General features: G+C 67.9%; 15 protein-coding genes and 1 tRNA gene. 5 read left to right on the forward strand and 11 right to left on the reverse strand.

Features of this window, described 5'->3' with window-relative positions:
• A complete protein-coding gene (locus ACIPV5_RS09970) occupies nucleotides 1–858 on the reverse strand; it encodes a 3-hydroxyacyl-CoA dehydrogenase (protein ID WP_400340941.1) in 858 nt (285 codons plus the stop codon).
• Between the two features lie 35 nt (nucleotides 859–893).
• Nucleotides 894–1,340 carry a MarR family winged helix-turn-helix transcriptional regulator gene (locus ACIPV5_RS09975; protein WP_400340942.1) on the reverse strand — a complete coding sequence of 149 codons (447 nt, stop codon included), beginning with the start codon at nucleotides 1,338–1,340 and terminating at the stop codon, nucleotides 894–896.
• An 82-nt stretch (nucleotides 1,341–1,422) separates the two neighbouring features.
• Between ACIPV5_RS09975 and pepN the strand changes: the two genes are divergently transcribed.
• On the forward strand, nucleotides 1,423–3,906 hold the full coding sequence (gene pepN, locus ACIPV5_RS09980; RefSeq protein ID WP_400340943.1) for an aminopeptidase N: 2,484 nt from the start codon (nucleotides 1,423–1,425) through the stop codon (nucleotides 3,904–3,906).
• On the opposite strand, the gene ACIPV5_RS09985 is transcribed toward pepN, so the two are convergent.
• Nucleotides 3,903–4,781 (reverse strand): aminoglycoside phosphotransferase family protein, encoded by an 879-nt coding sequence (locus ACIPV5_RS09985; protein ID WP_400340944.1) that lies wholly within the window; start codon nucleotides 4,779–4,781, stop codon nucleotides 3,903–3,905. The two genes, pepN and ACIPV5_RS09985, sit on opposite strands and share 4 nt — an antisense overlap.
• Nucleotide 4,782: 1 nt before the next feature.
• Complete coding sequence (locus tag ACIPV5_RS09990; RefSeq protein ID WP_053095878.1) at nucleotides 4,783–5,421, reverse strand: MBL fold metallo-hydrolase; 639 nt, start codon at nucleotides 5,419–5,421, stop codon at nucleotides 4,783–4,785.
• A gap of 153 nt (nucleotides 5,422–5,574) precedes the next feature.
• On the opposite strand from ACIPV5_RS09990, the gene ACIPV5_RS09995 reads away from it, so the two are divergent.
• Nucleotides 5,575–5,647: transfer RNA gene (locus tag ACIPV5_RS09995), tRNA-Glu, on the forward strand.
• A gap of 52 nt (nucleotides 5,648–5,699) precedes the next feature.
• Here ACIPV5_RS09995 and ACIPV5_RS10000 read toward each other — a convergent pair.
• The 4 genes from ACIPV5_RS10000 to ACIPV5_RS10015 form a co-directional block, all read right to left on the reverse strand.
• The gene (locus ACIPV5_RS10000; RefSeq protein ID WP_056278645.1) at nucleotides 5,700–6,947 is read right to left on the reverse strand and encodes an MFS transporter; all 1,248 of its coding nucleotides are present in this window, start codon (nucleotides 6,945–6,947) and stop codon (nucleotides 5,700–5,702) included.
• Nucleotides 6,944–7,492, reverse strand: a complete 549-nt coding sequence (locus tag ACIPV5_RS10005) for an ArsR/SmtB family transcription factor (protein WP_400340945.1) — start codon at nucleotides 7,490–7,492, stop codon at nucleotides 6,944–6,946. The genes ACIPV5_RS10000 and ACIPV5_RS10005 overlap by 4 nt, the downstream gene beginning before the upstream one ends.
• A 79-nt stretch (nucleotides 7,493–7,571) precedes the next feature.
• On the reverse strand, nucleotides 7,572–8,651 hold the full coding sequence (locus tag ACIPV5_RS10010) for a DUF4349 domain-containing protein (protein ID WP_400340946.1): 1,080 nt from the start codon (nucleotides 8,649–8,651) through the stop codon (nucleotides 7,572–7,574).
• Nucleotides 8,648–9,205 carry an RNA polymerase sigma factor gene (locus ACIPV5_RS10015; protein ID WP_056278648.1) on the reverse strand — a complete coding sequence of 186 codons (558 nt, stop codon included), beginning with the start codon at nucleotides 9,203–9,205 and terminating at the stop codon, nucleotides 8,648–8,650. Before ACIPV5_RS10015 ends, ACIPV5_RS10010 begins: the two co-directional genes overlap by 4 nt.
• Nucleotides 9,206–9,452: 247 nt before the next feature.
• Here ACIPV5_RS10015 and ACIPV5_RS10020 point away from each other — a divergent pair, with 247 nt between their 5' ends.
• The gene (locus tag ACIPV5_RS10020) at nucleotides 9,453–10,457 is read left to right on the forward strand and encodes a TerC/Alx family metal homeostasis membrane protein (protein WP_053095882.1); all 1,005 of its coding nucleotides are present in this window, start codon (nucleotides 9,453–9,455) and stop codon (nucleotides 10,455–10,457) included.
• Nucleotides 10,458–10,508: 51 nt separating this feature from the next.
• Here the strand turns inward: ACIPV5_RS10020 and ACIPV5_RS10025 are convergent, their stop codons facing one another.
• Nucleotides 10,509–11,102 (reverse strand): LON peptidase substrate-binding domain-containing protein, encoded by a 594-nt coding sequence (locus ACIPV5_RS10025; protein WP_400340947.1) that lies wholly within the window; start codon nucleotides 11,100–11,102, stop codon nucleotides 10,509–10,511.
• A gap of 36 nt (nucleotides 11,103–11,138) precedes the next feature.
• On the opposite strand from ACIPV5_RS10025, the gene ACIPV5_RS10030 reads away from it, so the two are divergent.
• Nucleotides 11,139–11,636: a DUF427 domain-containing protein gene (locus tag ACIPV5_RS10030; protein ID WP_400340948.1), complete on the forward strand. Its 498-nt coding sequence runs from the start codon at nucleotides 11,139–11,141 to the stop codon at nucleotides 11,634–11,636.
• 17 nt (nucleotides 11,637–11,653) lie between these two features.
• On the opposite strand, the gene ACIPV5_RS10035 is transcribed toward ACIPV5_RS10030, so the two are convergent.
• Both ACIPV5_RS10035 and ACIPV5_RS10040 read right to left on the reverse strand, forming a co-directional pair.
• Nucleotides 11,654–12,967: an LLM class flavin-dependent oxidoreductase gene (locus tag ACIPV5_RS10035; protein ID WP_400340949.1), complete on the reverse strand. Its 1,314-nt coding sequence runs from the start codon at nucleotides 12,965–12,967 to the stop codon at nucleotides 11,654–11,656.
• Nucleotides 12,964–14,259: an O-acetylhomoserine aminocarboxypropyltransferase/cysteine synthase family protein gene (locus ACIPV5_RS10040; RefSeq protein ID WP_400340950.1), complete on the reverse strand. Its 1,296-nt coding sequence runs from the start codon at nucleotides 14,257–14,259 to the stop codon at nucleotides 12,964–12,966. Before ACIPV5_RS10040 ends, ACIPV5_RS10035 begins: the two co-directional genes overlap by 4 nt.
• A 187-nt stretch (nucleotides 14,260–14,446) precedes the next feature.
• On the opposite strand from ACIPV5_RS10040, the gene leuC reads away from it, so the two are divergent.
• Nucleotides 14,447–15,898, forward strand: coding sequence for a 3-isopropylmalate dehydratase large subunit (gene leuC, locus ACIPV5_RS10045; protein WP_056278653.1), 1,452 nt, complete (start codon nucleotides 14,447–14,449; stop codon nucleotides 15,896–15,898).
• The last annotated feature ends 1 nt before the right edge of the window (nucleotide 15,899 follow it).

A 15,899-nucleotide genomic window follows, 5' to 3' on the forward strand; every position in this document is an offset into this window, starting at 1 on the left:
TCAGCTCTCGCGAGGGTAGGTGTAGAAACCCTCGCCCGTCGCGACCCCCAGCTTGCCGTGGTCGATGTACTGCTCCTTGAGCAGGTCTGCGAAGCGCTGCTGCTTCTCGCCGCCCATGCGCGAGATGTTGTAGGCGGTCGTCAGACCGACGATGTCGTAGATCTCGAAGGGGCCTGCCGGCGCGCCCGTGCCGATCCGCCAGGTCGCGTCGATGTCCGCGGGCTCGGCGATGCCGTCGACGAGCAGCTCGGCCCCGGCCTGGAGGAAGGGCACGAGCAGCGAGTTCAGCAGGTAGCCCGCCTTCTCCTTCTTGATCTGGATGGGGACCATCCCGATCTGCGTCGCGAACTCGACGACCGTCTCGTAGACGGTGGGGTCGGTTGCGGGGGTTCCCATGACCTCGGCGGTGTTGTGCGACCAGATCTCGTTCGCGAAGTGGAGGGCGAGGAACCGGTCGGGGCGACCCGTCGATTCCGCGAGCGCGCTCGGCAGGAGGGTCGAGGAGTTGGTCGCGAAGATCGTGGTCGCCGGTGCGGCGTCGGCGAGGGTCCGGTAGATGCTCTGCTTGAGTTCGAGGTTCTCGGGCACCGCCTCGATGATGAGGTCAGCCGCAGCGGCTGCATCCGCGAGGTCGGACGTGAGCCGGATGCGGTCGATCGCGGCTTTCGCGCCGCCGTCAGCGGCATTCTCCACGCCGTCTGCGATGTAGCGCGAGGCGAGACCCTCGAATCGTTCGGCCGCGCGATCGAGCGCGGACTGATCGATGTCGTATGCGACGACGTCGAAACCGTGGAAGGCGGTCTGGAACGCGATCTGCGATCCGAGCACGCCGGTGCCGAGAACAGTGATGTTCTTCATTTCTCTTCTTCCTCTGGTGGCCTTGTGGGCCGTGGTCAGGCTTGTTCGTCGCCGCTGTCGAAACGCCGGAGATCATGCGCGAAGCGCTGCACCTCGTCATCCGTCCACTGCGCGAGATGGGCGTCGATGACGTCCTGCAGCGATCGCAGTGTGCCGCGGAATGCCTCTTCGCCCTCGGCGGTCAGCTCGAGCGGTCGGCCGCGTCCGGAGTTCGAAGGGGTCTCCTGCACGAGGCCGAGAGACATGAGTGCGGACAGCTGACGCGAAACGGTCGAGCGGTTCAGCCGGAACATCCGGGCGATGTCCGTCGACCGGATCCCGGGCTGGTCGGCGATCGCCATGACGATGGACTGGTCGGTCATCGAGAGCGTCGGCTCTCCCGCGCGGGCGTCGACCAGGCCGCGCCGCGTGATGGCGACGAGCGACTTCAGGACGGCGGCGCTGTCGGTTCGGCGTTCGTCTGACCCGGTCTGATGTTGCATAGCGCAACTCTACGCTCTCCTGTTGCGTGAGGCAACGTACGTAGGTTCGGCAGGGCGGGAACGCGGATGAAAGGATGGAGGCATGGACACAGCCAATCTCTCCCGAGAGGAGACCGCGGCGCGATCCGCCGCCGTCTCCGTGCGCAGCATCCGCGTAGAACTCGACCTCACGGGTGCACCGGAGCGGGCACGCAGCGGGTTCTCCACGACCACGACCCTGGATTTCGCCGCGACGGCGGACTCGACCTGGGTGGACTTCATCGGAGAGAGTGTCGAGAGGGTCGTCGTCAACGGCGTCGACCGCGATGTCGTCTACGACGGGTCGCGCATCGAGCTGAGCGGCCTCGGGACCGAGAACGTCGTCCGTGTCGAAGCTGTCGCGAGCTACAGCCGATCCGGCGAAGGCCTGCACCGGTTCCACGACCCGGCCGACGACCGCACCTACCTCTACACGCAGTACGAGCCCGCCGACGCGCGACGGGTGATGGCCTGCTTCGAGCAGCCCGACATCAAGGCGCCCTACACGTTCGTGATCGATGCTCCGGCGGGTTGGCAGGTGCTGTCGAACCAGGCGGCGGTCAGCGTCGACGCCGGCGTCGGCGTGCAACGTGTCGAGTTCGCTCCTACGCTTCCGATCTCCAGTTACATCACGTCCATCGCGGCGGGACCCTACGCTCGAGTCGACGGCGAGTGGCAGCGCGACGATCAGCGCATCGCGCTGGGCCTGTTCGCGCGACAGTCCCTCGCGCAGTACCTGGAGTCGGACGAGATCCTCGAGATCACCCGCCAGGGTCTCGATTTCTTCACCGACGCGTTCGCCTACCCCTATCCCTGGGGCAAGTACGACCAGATCTTCGTGCCCGAATACAACCTCGGCGCGATGGAGAACCCCGGCCTCGTGACATTCACAGAGTCCTACCTGTCGCGAGGGGCCGCCACGGATGCCCAGCGTGCCGCTCGCGCGAACACGATCCTGCATGAGATGGCGCACATGTGGTTCGGCGACCTGGTCACGATGAAGTGGTGGGACGACCTGTGGCTCAAGGAGTCGTTCGCCGACTACATGGGTTCGCACGCCTCGGCGGTGGCGACGCGCTTCCACGACGCCTGGGTGAAATTCGCTGCGAACCGCAAAGCGTGGGCGTACCAGCAGGACCAGTTGCCCACGACGCACCCGATCGTCGCGGACATCCCCGATCTCGAGGCGGCGAAGCTGAACTTCGACGGCATCACCTACGCCAAGGGTGCCGCCGTGCTCAAGCAGCTCGTCGCGTTCGTCGGCGACGAGGCGTTCTTCGAGGGCGCGCGGCGGTACTTCGCGGCGAACGCCTTCGGCAACACGACCCTCGACGACTTCCTCGTGCAGTTGAGTGCGGTCTCCGGGCGGGACATGACCGATTGGTCGCGTGCCTGGTTGCAGACCACCGGGGTCTCGACGCTGTGGGTGGAGCGGGATGCCGACGGCGGCGCCGCCGTCATGCAGAGCGACCCTCGGCCGCACCGCCTGCGCATCGGTCTCTACGATCGTGTCGACGGGAGGGTCGTCCGTCGCGATCAGATCGCGCTCGACATCGACGACGAGCGGACACCGGTCGTCATCCCGGCTGCGGATCTCGTGCTCCTCAATGATGACGACCTCACCTATGCCAAGGTGCGTCTCGACGACGCCTCTCTGGCGACGGTGCGGGAATCACTGTCTTCGCTCGACGATCCTCTCGCCAGGGCTGTCATCTGGTCATCGCTCTGGAACGCCACCCGCGACGGCGAGCTCGCGGTCGCTCGGTACGCCGAGATCGTTCGTGCCCACGCTCCGCGGGAGTCGAACATCGGCCTTCTCGCCGGCATCCTCGCGAATACGCTCTTCGCGATCCGCAACTACGCGAGCGATGACGCGCGACAGCGTGAATTGACAGCATGGGTCGAGACCGCGTGGACTGCGCTCCAGGCGTCCGATGCCGGCAGCGATGCACAGCTCTCCTGGGCGCGTGCGCTCGCATCGGCATCAGCTTTCGACGATGTGCGTGCAGACGACATCCGCGCGATCCTGCATGGCGATGCCCCCGACGGGCTCACGATCGACCCGGATCTGCGGTGGCAGCTCCTCACCGCCCTCGTCACCACGGGACACGCGGATGCCGATGCGGTGGCCGCGGAGCTGGAGTCCGACGACACGGGCAGCGGACGCACCGCTGCCCGCAGGGCCCTGGCCTCGCGTCCCGAACCGGACGTCCGGGCTGCCGCCTGGGACGCGGCGTGGAACGACGGATCGCTCAGCAACGATCATCTCGACGCGGTGATCGGCGGGTTCCGATCCGGAGGACGCCGCGATCTCATCGAGAGGTTCGATGCCGAGTACTTCGGGCGGATCGGCGATGCGTGGGCGACACGGAGCATCGAGCTGGCGCAACGCCTCGTGGTCGGACTCTTCCCCGCCTCGCCCACACTCGATGCCGTGGATGCCTGGCTCGCGGACAACGACATGGCGCCCGCCGCTCTGCGCCGGATCGTCATCGAACAGCGCGACCACCTGGCGCGAGCTCTGCGCATTCGAGCCGCGCAGAGCTAGTCCTCTTCGAGCGCGTCGGCCGTGCTCACTCCGACGGCGAAGTACTCGGGCCTGTCATCGCTCTGAGTCATCAGGACGAGGGCGATGTACGCCGCCCAGCCTCTCGCGCGGGTCCAGGTGGCGTCGTCGTAACGCTCCCTCGTCGCTCGCCGGAATGCCTTTCGGCCGCAGGCGTCGAAGAGCATCCAGGCCGAGGCGAGGTCGTAGGCGGGGTCGCCGACCGTGACATCGCCGAAGTCGATGAGCGCGGTGAGCGTGCCGTCGGCGACGAGCACGTTGCCCGGGTGCAGATCGCCATGGATCCAGACCTGCTCCGATGCGGGCGGCGCTGCGAGTGCCGCGGCCCAGGCGTCGCGCAGTGCCGTCCGGCGGTCGAACGCGTCCAGACGTGGCTGAATGGCGGCGTCTCGAGTGGATAGGGCGCGTCCGCGCACCGGGTTGCGGGGAGCATCGACCGGCGCGGCCACGTGCAGCGCGCGCAGGGCGTCCGCGAGTCGGGGCGCCCAGGTCGCGTTGTTCGGGCGGGAGGAGGCGAGCGCCGTCGTTCCGGGGATCCAGGGCAGAACGGACCAGGGTCGCGGAAAGTGCGCGCTCGGCTCGCCCACGATCACGGGGACGGGCGCACGGATGCCGACGGCGGCGAGAGCCGGGCCGATCGTGCGCAGGGCACGCTGCTCGTGGGTGATGAGCGGCACCGAGAGATCGCGTCGAGGCAGTCGCACGGCGAGTTCGGAGCCGAGGCGCCACATCGAGTTGTCCCAGCCGTCGGCGAACAGCCTCAGCGGAAGCTCGGCGAGGGCGGGGTCCGTGCTTCGGAGGAGATCTCGTACGCCGCCCTCGTCGAGCGAGTACTCGGCAGAGGGGGAGTCCGCCACGTCAGATGTCGAGCGAGTCGCCCGGTTCGAGTATCGAGAACTCGCCGCCGCCCTGCTCGGTCGCCCACTGCAGCCGCTGCCGGTGCATCGTCTTGCCCGCGACGGACAGCGTCATGTCGTGAGTGCCGAACGCCCGCCGTGGTTTCACGGCCAGGACGTAGTCCATGGCCTCGCCGATCTTCAGCCACGGCGCGCCGAGCGGTGCCGCGAGAGTGCCGACCTCGACGCCCTCGGGGATCGCGTACGAGTCGCCCGGGTAGTAGAAGACATCGTTGATCAGCACGCCGACGTTCTCGACCACCGGCAGTGACGAGTGGATCACCTCATGCGTGCCGCCGAAGAAGCGGAGCGTGAACGCACCGACCTCCACCGTCTCGCCCGGAGCGACCACGGAGATGTCATAGCCGTCGGCGGCGCGCGCGACGCCCGCCGGGGCGTAGATCGGGGTGCCGGGGGCTGCGCGCAGGATCCGATCCAGGTGCTCGGGGGTCCAATGGTCGGGGTGCTCGTGAGTGATCACGACAGCGACGAGACCCGAGAGATCGTTCAGGGGAGACGTGAACGAGCCCGGGTCGAGGAGAAGGACGTCATCGCCCTGCTGGATGCGAAGAGCGGCATGTTCGAATTTGGTGACGCGCATGAGATGAGTCAACTCCTTCCGGGGCGCCGTGGCAAACCCCTCGGCAGGTGCGCCACGCCCGGGATCTGAAGACCGCCCCGCTCGATTTGGCGACGTGAGAATCGTCGTGGCATACTTGAACAGTTGTCGCGGCACGGAAACGTTCCGTCAGACGGCCCCATCGTATAGCGGCCTAGTACGCTGCCCTCTCACGGCGGTAACGCGGGTTCGAATCCCGCTGGGGTCACAACAAGCGAAAGCCCTCGGTTCTCCGAGGGCTTTCGTCGTCTCCGCATCCATCATGTGGATCCGACGGCTGTACGCAGCGACATGCTCCGGAACGCGGGGTTGGCCAACGGCGCCACCATCGATGCCGTCATCGCTCCACCGAAGAGGGCGAAGGGAACCCAGAGCGCGGTGGTCGACGCGAGCAGACCGAACGCGGCCATCGCGAGCGGCATCAGGCAGTCGTCGCCCAACCGGGTGATGGAGCTCATGCGGCCGAGGTACGCGGTGTCGACGGTTGCCGAGAACGTGGCGCTGAGCAGCACCGATGCGTAGCCGGCGGTCGCACCGATGACGAAGGCAGCGACTCCGACACTCCACGCGGGACCCCAGCCGAGTGCGACGATGGCCATTCCCTGCAGCATCAGAGCACGGAATCCCGCGCGTGCCTCGCGCCGAGGCCGCCACCTGGCGACGGACACGGCGCCGATCGCCGCGCCGAGTCCCAACAGAGCTTCGAACAGCCCTACAGCCGGCGCGCCCCAGCCTTCGTCGTGTGCTCGGAGCGCGAGGCCGATCCCGACGGCCGGACCGACCGCGAGGTTGAGCCCCGAGAGGGCGATGACGAGCGTGCGGGTGGTCGGATGTGCGCCGAGGTGGGCGAATCCACCCGCGATGTCGCGAAGAGCGGACTGTCGGTCTGCCCGTGCGAGCAGGAACCGCGGTCTGAGCCAGATGGCGATGAACGCGATGACGACGGTGAAAGTCACCGCGTTCACCGCCGCGCTTCCGACGAGGCCCGCGGACGCGACGATCACACCGCCGACGGCCGCGCCGGCCATCGTTCCGAGTCGCGATGCGGTCTGCGAGAGAGCGCCGTAGGACGGCAGGTCAGCGGCTCGCACGAGCTGGCGGGCGACGGTGCCCGCCGAGGGCTCGTAGAAGGCGTCGCAGACGCCGAATGCGATGGCGGCGAGGAGGAGCACACCCACGGTGGGCGGCGCGGAGAGCACCCAGAGCGCCACCGTCACGAGAACGCCCACCCGGACGGCGTTGAACAGCATCATCACTCGGCGCGCGTCCGCGCGGTCGGCGATCATGCCGCCGAACAGCAGGACGACCGCACGAGGCAGAGTGCCGGCGGCGACGATGAGTCCTGCGACCGCAGGCGAGGCCGTCTGCACGGCGGTCCACGCCAGCGCGATCGTCCACAGGGCGTCGCCCGCGTCCGAGAGCGCCTTGACGAGGATCCACGCATGCACTCGATGGTCTCGTCGGAACGCCGGCGGCTCGACGAGCTGCACAGGGTCTGCGGCGGTCATGGTGTCGTCGGGAAGGCGTGCGCGAAGAAGAAGATCGGTGTCCGCCGCTGCCCGTCTTCGAGATCGACCGAGTCGCGCCAGTCCTTCAGCGTCGCCGACAGCCTCGAGTTGAGGTCGCGCAGCTCGTCCGGCGTCGCCCAGGCCGTGGTCTCGGTGTTCGAGGCGTCATAGCCGGCGACGGCCGGATCATCGTGCCGGCGCTGCCAGCGTTGGAGGCGCTCGATCTGCATCCGGATGCTCTGCCGTTGCGCTTCGCGCGCCAGAAGCGCGTCGGCGGGGGAGTCCGCGAAGTCTTCCGCCGACCAGGTCAGGCCGCGACGGGCGATCTTCCACCAGCTCGTGCGCCGGTCGCCCGACGGGTCCTCGGCGCGCTCGACGAGGCCCGCCCGCTCCAGCATGCGCAGATGATGGCTGATGCTGCCGACCTGCGCATCGAGCGACCGGGCGAGTGCCGTCACCTGCGATGTGCCGTACAGCAGCAGGTAGTCGTAGATGCGTCGGCGCAGCGGGTGGTGCACGGCGGTGACGACCGAGATGTCTTCCATGAACGTCACGTTAGAACCGGTTCCCGATTCTCACAAGAGTTCTTGTATACCCCGGAAATCCGAGATTTGACGGGTGATCTCAGCTGTCGGTACCCGCCGCGTCGGAGCCTCGACGACCGCGGCGTGCTCGGCGGACGCCCCATATGATCAGCACGACCAGCCCGGCCACGGCGAGCCACGGAAGCAGGAATCCGACAGAGACCACCAGGGCGTTCAGCGAGACCACGAGCCCGTTCCATCCCGCGACGAGCCCATCGGAGAATCCTGCGGGATCGGCCGTCGTCGGCGCGGCGGTGCGGGTCAGCTGCACCGAGAGACTCGACATCGCGACCTGGTCCTCGAGCGAGGCGAGGTGCTGCTCGTACGACTCGAGCTGCGCCTGACGATCGGTCAGCGCCACCTCCGCCTCGATGAGCTCCGCGACGGTGCCGGTCTGGGACATGAGCTCGCTGAGTCGCTGGACGGATGCCCTGGTCGCATCGATGCGCGCTCGCAGATCGATCGCGGTCGAGGTCACATCCTGCTGCGCGATGGAGGAGGAGAGCACCTCGCCGGATTCGGTGAGCTCATCGATGACGGCGGGAAGATCCGCCGACGGCACGCGGATGCTGATCCAGCCGTACTCCGAGTCCGCGGCGACAGGATCGGAGGAGGCGTCCACGGCAGGGGTACCGCCGATCTCGGTGCTCTCGACGTAGCCGCCATGCGACTCTGCGAGTGCCCCGATGGCGACCGCGGCGTCCGAGACGTCCTTCACCTCCACCGTGGCGTTGGCCGTGGCGATGATCTCACGATCACCCGCTGCGACATCTCCGGCGACCGCGCCCGACTCGGCTGACTCGGTCAGAGCCGAGGGCGCGCTCTGGTCGACGGCGCCCGAGCGAGCGTCCTCGACGACAGTCACGCCCCCGCCGTCGGCCGAGCTCGTCGCCGAACCGCCGACCGCGGTGAGGATGGGCGGGGTGATGAGGACGCCGATGACGAACGCCGCGGCGATGCCGGTGCCGGTGAGCCACCGACGACGACGAACGCGACCGCGCTTCTCTGCAGGCGACTGCCGCGGCAGCTCGGCGGCGATGTCCTCGAACACGGCTCTCTCGATGCGCTCCACTGCGGCATCGGTGAGCTCGGGCAGTGGCTCGGTGGAGGTGTCGTTCATGCGTCGCTCGCTTCCTTCACGGCACCACGCAGTCGGGTGCGGACTCGGGAGAGACGGTTCCGGACGATGGCGTGGCTCACGCCGAGCTCCTCGGCCGCAGCCTGGTAGGCGTAGCCTTCCGCGGCGCAGAGGCGGAAGATCGCGCGATCGAGGTCGCTGAGGGTGCCGACCTCCGCCGCGATCCGCTCTGCGAGGTCCGCGGTGATCACCTGCTCCTCCACGCTGACCGTCGAGGGGAGGGTCTCATCGACCGCATCCGCGGTGTTGGCCTGGTCGCGTCTGCGCTGGCGCAGGCGGTTCGCGGCCTGGAAGCGGCAGATCGTCGCGAGCCACGGGAGGATGGAGTCTCCCTGCAGCTCGAACCCCGGCAGCTTCCGCCACGCCGTGACGAAGGTCTCCTGAGTCACGTCCTCGGCATCCGCGGCGGCGCCGACGATCCCGTGTGCGATCCAGTAGACCGGGCGGGCGTACGCGCGGTACAGCTCGCGGAAGGCGCTCTCGTCACCTGCCGCGGCCCGCGCCGCCACTCTCTGGTCACTCGTCTGCACTGGCATCCCGATTCCGTTCGGTGTCTCTCACCCAGGAAGTGTCGGTCGACGCCCCATCGTCTCAGATCGGTGCCGGCGGCATCCGCAAGCGTCTTCGACTCCGCTACCATTGCTGAGGCGAGAGGGAGTATCCCGCAAGCGCATCCACCGTCATCACGAGCACCGACATCGCTGCTCCGGTCGTGCGACGCACTCTGTGCGTGGGAGAGACTTTCGGCGTTTTTCCGACCCTCCCGAAAGGTGCTGTACGCCCTTGGAAATCCCTGTCTGGTTCGAGATCACCTCGATGATCGTCCTCACGATCATCCTGATCGGCGACCTGCTTCTGATCCGACTTCGTCCCCACATCCCCTCGACCAAGGAGTCGACCCTGTGGGTGGTGTTCTACGTCGGACTCGCGCTGCTCTTCGCGGTTCTTCTCGGAAACGTCGCAGGCTGGCGAAACGCCGGCGACTTCATCACCGGCTGGGCGCTCGAATACAGCCTCTCGATCGACAACCTCTTCGTCTTCGTGCTGATCATGGCGCAGTTCGCGGTGCCGCGACGCTTGCAGCAGCAGGTGCTGATGGTCGGCATCATCATCGCCCTCGTCCTCCGCGGAGCGTTCATCCTCGTCGGCGTCACGATCGTCGAGCACTTCTCGCCGATCTTCTACATCTTCGGTGCCTTCCTCATCTACACCGCGATCAAGCAGGCGATGCCCGAGGGCGAGCACGAAGACGATGTGAAGAAGGAGAACTTCATCGTGCGCCTGCTGCGGCGCCGCATCGACATCAGCGAGGAGTACGACGGCTCGAAGCTGCGCACGACCGTCGACGGCAAGCGCATGTGGACGCCGATGGTCATCGTGTTCATCACGATCGGCGTCACCGACCTGATCTTCGCGATCGACTCGATCCCGGCGATCTTCGAGATCACCACCAACGGGTTCCTCGTCTTCGCCGCGAACATCTTCGCGCTCATGGGTCTGCGCCAGCTCTACTTCCTGCTCGGTGATCTGCTCGATCGTCTGCGCTACCTCCACTACGGGATCGCGGTCATCCTCGGATTCATCGGCATCAAGCTGATCCTTCACGCGCTGCACGAGAACGAGCTGCCGTTCATCAACGGCGGTCAGCATGTCGAGTGGGTTCCCGACATCGACAACATGGTGTCGCTGGGCGTCATCGTCGTGGCGATGACCGTGGCCACCGTCGCCAGCCTCATCGCCTCGTCTCGGGAGAAGCGGGCGCAGCGGGTCAGCCCGACGGTCGAGTGAGGCGGTCGCTCTCCGCGGCGCCCGCGATTCCCGCGACGAGCAGAAGACGTGTCACTCCGCTGTCCAGAGCGCCTCGGCGTCGAGCGTGAGATCGATCACCTGACGCAGCAGAGCGCCCACCGTGCTGGACTGCAGCAGCGTGTACTGGTCGTATTCGCCCAGCGGCGCGATGGCGGCGAGCTGCCAGGCGGCCGCGAGCGGTTCTTCCGACAGCTCGGTGTCGGCGTCCCAGGGCGAGTCGGTGCGTGCCAGCACCCGGCGCACGATCGCCTCGGCTTCGGTGCGCAGGGGGGTGAGGGCGTCGTTCCAGGTCAGCTCGGGCAGCGGGGTCACCTCTGCGCGCGGGTAAGGAGCTTCGTCGAGCCACTGGTCGACGGTGAAGCGTGCCGTGCCGACCGCCAGGGTGTGCAGCACCTGGGCATCGGCCGCCACGCTCACCAGGCGCGCCATCGTGCCGATTCCACTGCGGCGGTCGCCACCGCCGACCTCATGTCCGCGCTCGATGAGCACGACGCCGAACTGAGGGTCGTCCTCGTCGAGCAGCTGTCCGATCATGGTGAGGTACCGCGGCTCGAACACGCGGAGCGGGAGCGGGGTGTACGGGAAGAGCACCGACCCCAGCGGGAACATCGGTATTTCTGACATGGCCCCAGTCAACACCGTGCGACGTACAGTGAACAGATGCGCAGACCCCGCCCTCTCGTGCCCTCGCCCGGTCAGGAATCCGTCTGGGACTATCCTCGACCGCCGAAGATCGAGCCCGTGGCTGCGCGCATCACCGTCCGCCTCGGCGGCCAGCTCATCGCCGACACGCGCGACGCGGTGCGAGTCCTCGAGACGAGCCATCCTCCCGTGTACTACCTGCCGATCGCCGACTTCACCGCGGGCTCGCTCTCTGACGCGCCGGGCTCCTCGTTCTGCGAGTTCAAGGGAGCCGCACGCTACCTCGATGTGCGAGGTGGAGCGCAGACGGCGGCCGGGGCCGCCTGGAACTACCCGAATCCCTCTCGAGGTTTCGAGATGCTGGCAGACCGGGTCGCCGTCTATGCGGGTCCGATGGACGAGTGCACGGTGGGGGACGAGGTCGTCACACCGCAGCCGGGCGGGTTCTACGGCGGGTGGGTCACGTCGACGGTCGTCGGCCCCTTCAAGGGCGCACCCGGCACCCTGGGCTGGTGACCCTGCTCGCGTACGCGTCAGAACGCGCGGAGGTTCGCCTGCAGCCCTCCGTCGACGTAGTCCCGGCGCAGGATGCCCCGGCGTCGAAGAACGGGCACGAGTTCATCCAGCGTCCGATGCAGCGTGACGGGGTGGAAGTCGCCCCACAGCAGAACGCCGTCGTTGCCCCACTCGCCGAGCTCTTCGATCAGATCTGCGAACTCCTCGGCAGTGCCGACGAAACCCGAGCGATCGGAGATGCGGCCCGTCCGAGCGAGCGCGGCGAGATGGGCTCGCAGAGGAGCATCGTCTCCGCGGTCGCCGATCAGGCGCTGGATGCTCCCGCGCGAGACGTGCTCGCCGAAGATCTCGAGGTCGAGTGGTCTGTCGAGATCGAGCGAGGTCAGATCCGTCTCCAGGTCGCTGGACTGCTTGCGTGCGATCTGCACGAGGGTCGCGTCGTCGGGATGCGCGGAAGCGGCGACGATTCGGTCGGCCTCCTCGGCGGATGATGTGATCACCGGCTGGATCGCGAACAGGATCTTGATGTCGTCCGGCGAGCGTCCGGCGGCGATCGCCGCATCGTGGATCTTCGCTCGATAGGCACGCACCGAGGCCTCGTCCAGCGGCGCGAGGGCGAGCTGCACATCGGAGTTGGCGCCGGCGAATCCGAGGCCGCGGCCGGAGCCTCCGGGGGAGACGATCGACGGCTCCCCGTCGGTGAACGGCACGGCGTTCAACGGGCCGTCGAAGTCGAAGTGCGTTCCGCGGTGCTGCACGGAGCGCAGCGTCGATCCGTCGGCGAACACGTCGGTCTCGCGATCGCGGACCAGTGCACCGTCGTCCCAGCTGCGCCAGAGCGAGCGGATGCCGGCGAGCCATTCTTCGGCGCGGTCGTATGCCGCATCGTGCCCGAGCTGTTCCGCGGCGGAGAAATGTCGCGCACTGCCGGTGTCGGTCACCACGTTGAGCCCGAGGCGGTGGCCACTGAGGTGCTGAAGCGTGGAGAACTGCCGAGCCGCGGTATACGGCAGGTACGCCGCCGGGTTCACGGTGGGCACGACCCCGAGATGCCGTGTCGCCTGGAAGAGGTAGGGAGCGAGCAGCAGCGGGTCGTGCTTGGGGCCGCCGAAGGCATGGCGCACCCGGAGGTCGATCGTGTCGGGAGAGCCGAGCGACGGCGCGTCCTCGATGATGAGGAGGTCGAAGCCTGCCTGCTCGAGCGTGCGAGCCGCCTCCTGGTAGATCTCCGGACGGGTCCAGTCGTAGTCCCAGTCCAGCGACGGATAGCCCCACCCCTGCGGGCCGAAGCCGCGTGCCAGGAACCACCCGAAGTGCTGGGGCCTGGTCATGAGACGGCCTCTCGTGCGGGTTCCAGGACTCGGGCCAGGTCGCCGAGGAGGTCGGCGACGTCTTCGATGCCGACCGACAGCCGCAGGGTTCCCGGCTGCACTCCGAGGACGTCTCGCTCCTCGGGCGTGCGATGCGAGTGGCTGGTGGTCGCGGGGTGCAGCACCAGCGAGCGCACGTCGCCGATGTGGGTCATGTGCGTGAACACGTCGACGCTCTCGACGAAGTCGCGTGCGGCGTCGAGGCCCCCGCGGAGCGTGAAGGTGAAGATCGAGCCGTACCCTCCCGAGAGGTACGTCTCGGCGAGGCCGTGGTCGGGATGCGTGTCGAGGCCGACGTAGTCGACGCTCTCGACCGCTTCCTGCGCGGCGAGCCAGCGGGCGATCTCGAGGGCGTTCCGGGACTGCCGCTCGACCCGCAGACCGAGGGTCTCGGCGCCCTGTCCGATCAGGAACGCGTTGAGCGGCGACGGGGACGCGCCGAATCGCGGAGCGACGGACTCGCGCGCGTAGGCGATGCGCGCGTTGCCGCCATGACGCGAAGCCACGCTCGGGAACCCGCCGCGCCCCGGAAGAACGAGATGCGGAGCGTTGTGCCCCGCCTTCGCCGGGTCGAAGCGACCGTCGTCGAGGATCACGCCTCCGAGCACCGACCCGTGACCGGCGAGGAACTTCGAGGCGGAGTGCACCACCATGGCGGCGCCGTGCTCGAGCGGCCGGAACAGGAACGGCGTCGCGAGGGTGTTGTCGACGATGAGCGGGATGGCGAACTCGTCGGCGACCGCGCTCACCGCGGAGATGTCGAGGATGTCGTTGCGCGCGTTCGCGATGGATTCGCCGAACAGCGCCCGGGTGGTCGGGCGGATCGCACCCCGCCAGGCGCCGGGGTCGGCGATGTCGTCGATGAACGTCGTCTCGATGCCGAGGCGAGCGAGGTTGTCGAGCAGAAGCCCTCGCGTGCCTTCGTAGATGTGCGTCGAGGAGACGATGTGATCGCCCGCTCCGGCGACGGTCAGCAGTGCGGTGACGACCGCGGCCTGGCCGCTGGCGACGAGCACGGCCTCTGCGGCGGATTCGAGTGCGGCGAGCTGGCGCTCGACGGCGTGCACCGTCGGATTCCCCGTGCGCGTGTATCCGAACCCCGCGCCGGTGCCGAAGTGGTCGGCGGCGTGGTCGAAGTCGTCGAACTCGAAGCCCGCCGTCAGGTAGATCGGCGTCGCCCTCGACGATGCGGGCCCCTGATTCCGGGCCGCGTGGACCGCTCTCGTGGCGAATCCGGTGCTGTCGTCGGTCATGCGGGTGCCTCTCGAAGGTGTGGGTGACAGTAGCGTGTCACGCGGAGACTCCGGGCGCTGAAGCGGTGGTAATCTGACGTCATGCGGATCGTGCTCCTTCTTAGCGGCCGCGACGAGACCTCGTTCTGAGCCCCTCCTCGTCGCGGAGTCCATCGTGGGCCGAACCGCCAGCTTCAGGAGACACGCAATGAACACCCCCGCAGCAGACACTGCTCCCGTCCGTCCCAGGACCCTCGCCGAGAAGGTCTGGGACGACCATCTCGTCGTCAAGGGCGAGAACGGCGAGCCGGACCTCATCTACATCGATCTGCACCTGGTGCATGAGGTGACGAGCCCGCAGGCGTTCGACGGACTGCGGTCGGAGGGGCGACCGTTGCGGCGCCTCGACCTAACGATCGCCACCGAGGACCACAACACGCCGACCTGGGACATCGACAAGCCCATCGCCGACCTCACGAGCCGCACGCAGATCGAGACGCTGCGCCGCAACGCCGCGGAGTTCGGCGTGCGTCTGCACTCGCTCGGCGACGCCGAACAGGGCATCGTCCACGTCGTGGGGCCGCAGCTCGGTCTCACGATGCCCGGCATCACGGTGGTCTGCGGCGACTCGCACACATCGACGCACGGCGCGTTCGGCGCCATGGCCTTCGGCATCGGCACGAGCGAGGTCGAGCATGTCATGGCGACGCAGACGCTGCCGCTGAAGCCGTTCAAGACCATGGCGATCAACGTCGAGGGCACGCTGAGGCCCGGCGTCACCGCGAAGGACATCATCCTCGCGGTGATCGCGAAGATCACCACCGGCGGCGGTCAGGGCTACGTCCTGGAGTTCCGCGGCAGCGCGATCCGGGCGTTGTCGATGGAGGGCCGGATGACGATCTGCAACATGTCGATCGAGGCCGGCGCTCGTGCCGGCATGGTCGCGCCCGACGAGACGACCTTCGAGTACCTGAAGGGTCGCCCGCACGCACCGAAGGGGCAGGACTGGGACGACGCCGTCGCGTACTGGCGAACGCTGCCGACGGATGAGGGGGCGACGTTCGACGCCGAGGTCTTCATCGATGCCGATGAGCTCGAGCCGTTCGTGACGTGGGGCACCAACCCCGGTCAGGGCAGCTCGCTGTCGGCGGCGGTTCCCGACCCGGCAGAGATCGCCGATGCCAATGAGCGTGCCGCAGCCGAGCGGGCCCTCGAGTACATGGATCTGACGCCTGGCACGCCTCTCAAGGAGGTGCCGGTCGACGCCGTCTTCATGGGGTCGTGCACGAACAGCCGCATCGAGGATCTCCGCGCGTTCGCGTCGATCGTCGAAGGCAAGAAGAAGGCCGACGGCGTCCGCGTCATGGTCGTTCCCGGCTCCGCCCGGGTGCGGCTGGAGGCGGAGGCCGAAGGACTCGACAAGATCATCAAGGACTTCGGAGCCGAGTGGCGATTCGCGGGGTGCTCCATGTGCCTCGGGATGAACCCCGATCAGCTCGCGCCGGGGGAGCGCTGCGCGTCGACCTCCAACCGCAACTTCGAGGGCCGGCAGGGCAAGGGTGGACGCACGCACCTGGTGTCACCGCTCGTCGCCGCCGCGACCGCGATCCGCGGCACGCTGTCGAGTCCGAGCGACCTGAACGAGATGGCGGAGGTCTGAC

Origin of the sequence: Microbacterium sp. NPDC090014 (assembly GCF_044748285.1) — a bacterium.
Taxonomy (GTDB): domain Bacteria; phylum Actinomycetota; class Actinomycetes; order Actinomycetales; family Microbacteriaceae; genus Microbacterium.

Bases quoted from the DNA above. Each gene is read 5' to 3' on its own strand.
- ACIPV5_RS10035 (WP_400340949.1), bottom strand. From the start codon at position 12,967: ATGACCAGGCCCCAGCACTTCGGGTGGTTCCTGGCACGCGGCTTCGGC.
- ACIPV5_RS10010 (WP_400340946.1), bottom strand. From the start codon at position 8,651: ATGAACGACACCTCCACCGAGCCACTGCCCGAGCTCACCGATGCCGCA.
- ACIPV5_RS10025 (WP_400340947.1), bottom strand. From the start codon at position 11,102: ATGTCAGAAATACCGATGTTCCCGCTGGGGTCGGTGCTCTTCCCGTAC.
- ACIPV5_RS09975 (WP_400340942.1), bottom strand. From the start codon at position 1,340: ATGCAACATCAGACCGGGTCAGACGAACGCCGAACCGACAGCGCCGCC.
- ACIPV5_RS09970 (WP_400340941.1), bottom strand. From the start codon at position 858: ATGAAGAACATCACTGTTCTCGGCACCGGCGTGCTCGGATCGCAGATC.
- leuC (WP_056278653.1), top strand. From the start codon at position 14,447: ATGAACACCCCCGCAGCAGACACTGCTCCCGTCCGTCCCAGGACCCTC.
- ACIPV5_RS10040 (WP_400340950.1), bottom strand. From the start codon at position 14,259: ATGACCGACGACAGCACCGGATTCGCCACGAGAGCGGTCCACGCGGCC.
- ACIPV5_RS10030 (WP_400340948.1), top strand. From the start codon at position 11,139: ATGCGCAGACCCCGCCCTCTCGTGCCCTCGCCCGGTCAGGAATCCGTC.
- ACIPV5_RS09990 (WP_053095878.1), bottom strand. From the start codon at position 5,421: ATGCGCGTCACCAAATTCGAACATGCCGCTCTTCGCATCCAGCAGGGC.
- ACIPV5_RS10015 (WP_056278648.1), bottom strand. From the start codon at position 9,205: ATGCCAGTGCAGACGAGTGACCAGAGAGTGGCGGCGCGGGCCGCGGCA.
- ACIPV5_RS10000 (WP_056278645.1), bottom strand. From the start codon at position 6,947: ATGACCGCCGCAGACCCTGTGCAGCTCGTCGAGCCGCCGGCGTTCCGA.
- pepN (WP_400340943.1), top strand. From the start codon at position 1,423: ATGGACACAGCCAATCTCTCCCGAGAGGAGACCGCGGCGCGATCCGCC.
- ACIPV5_RS10005 (WP_400340945.1), bottom strand. From the start codon at position 7,492: ATGGAAGACATCTCGGTCGTCACCGCCGTGCACCACCCGCTGCGCCGA.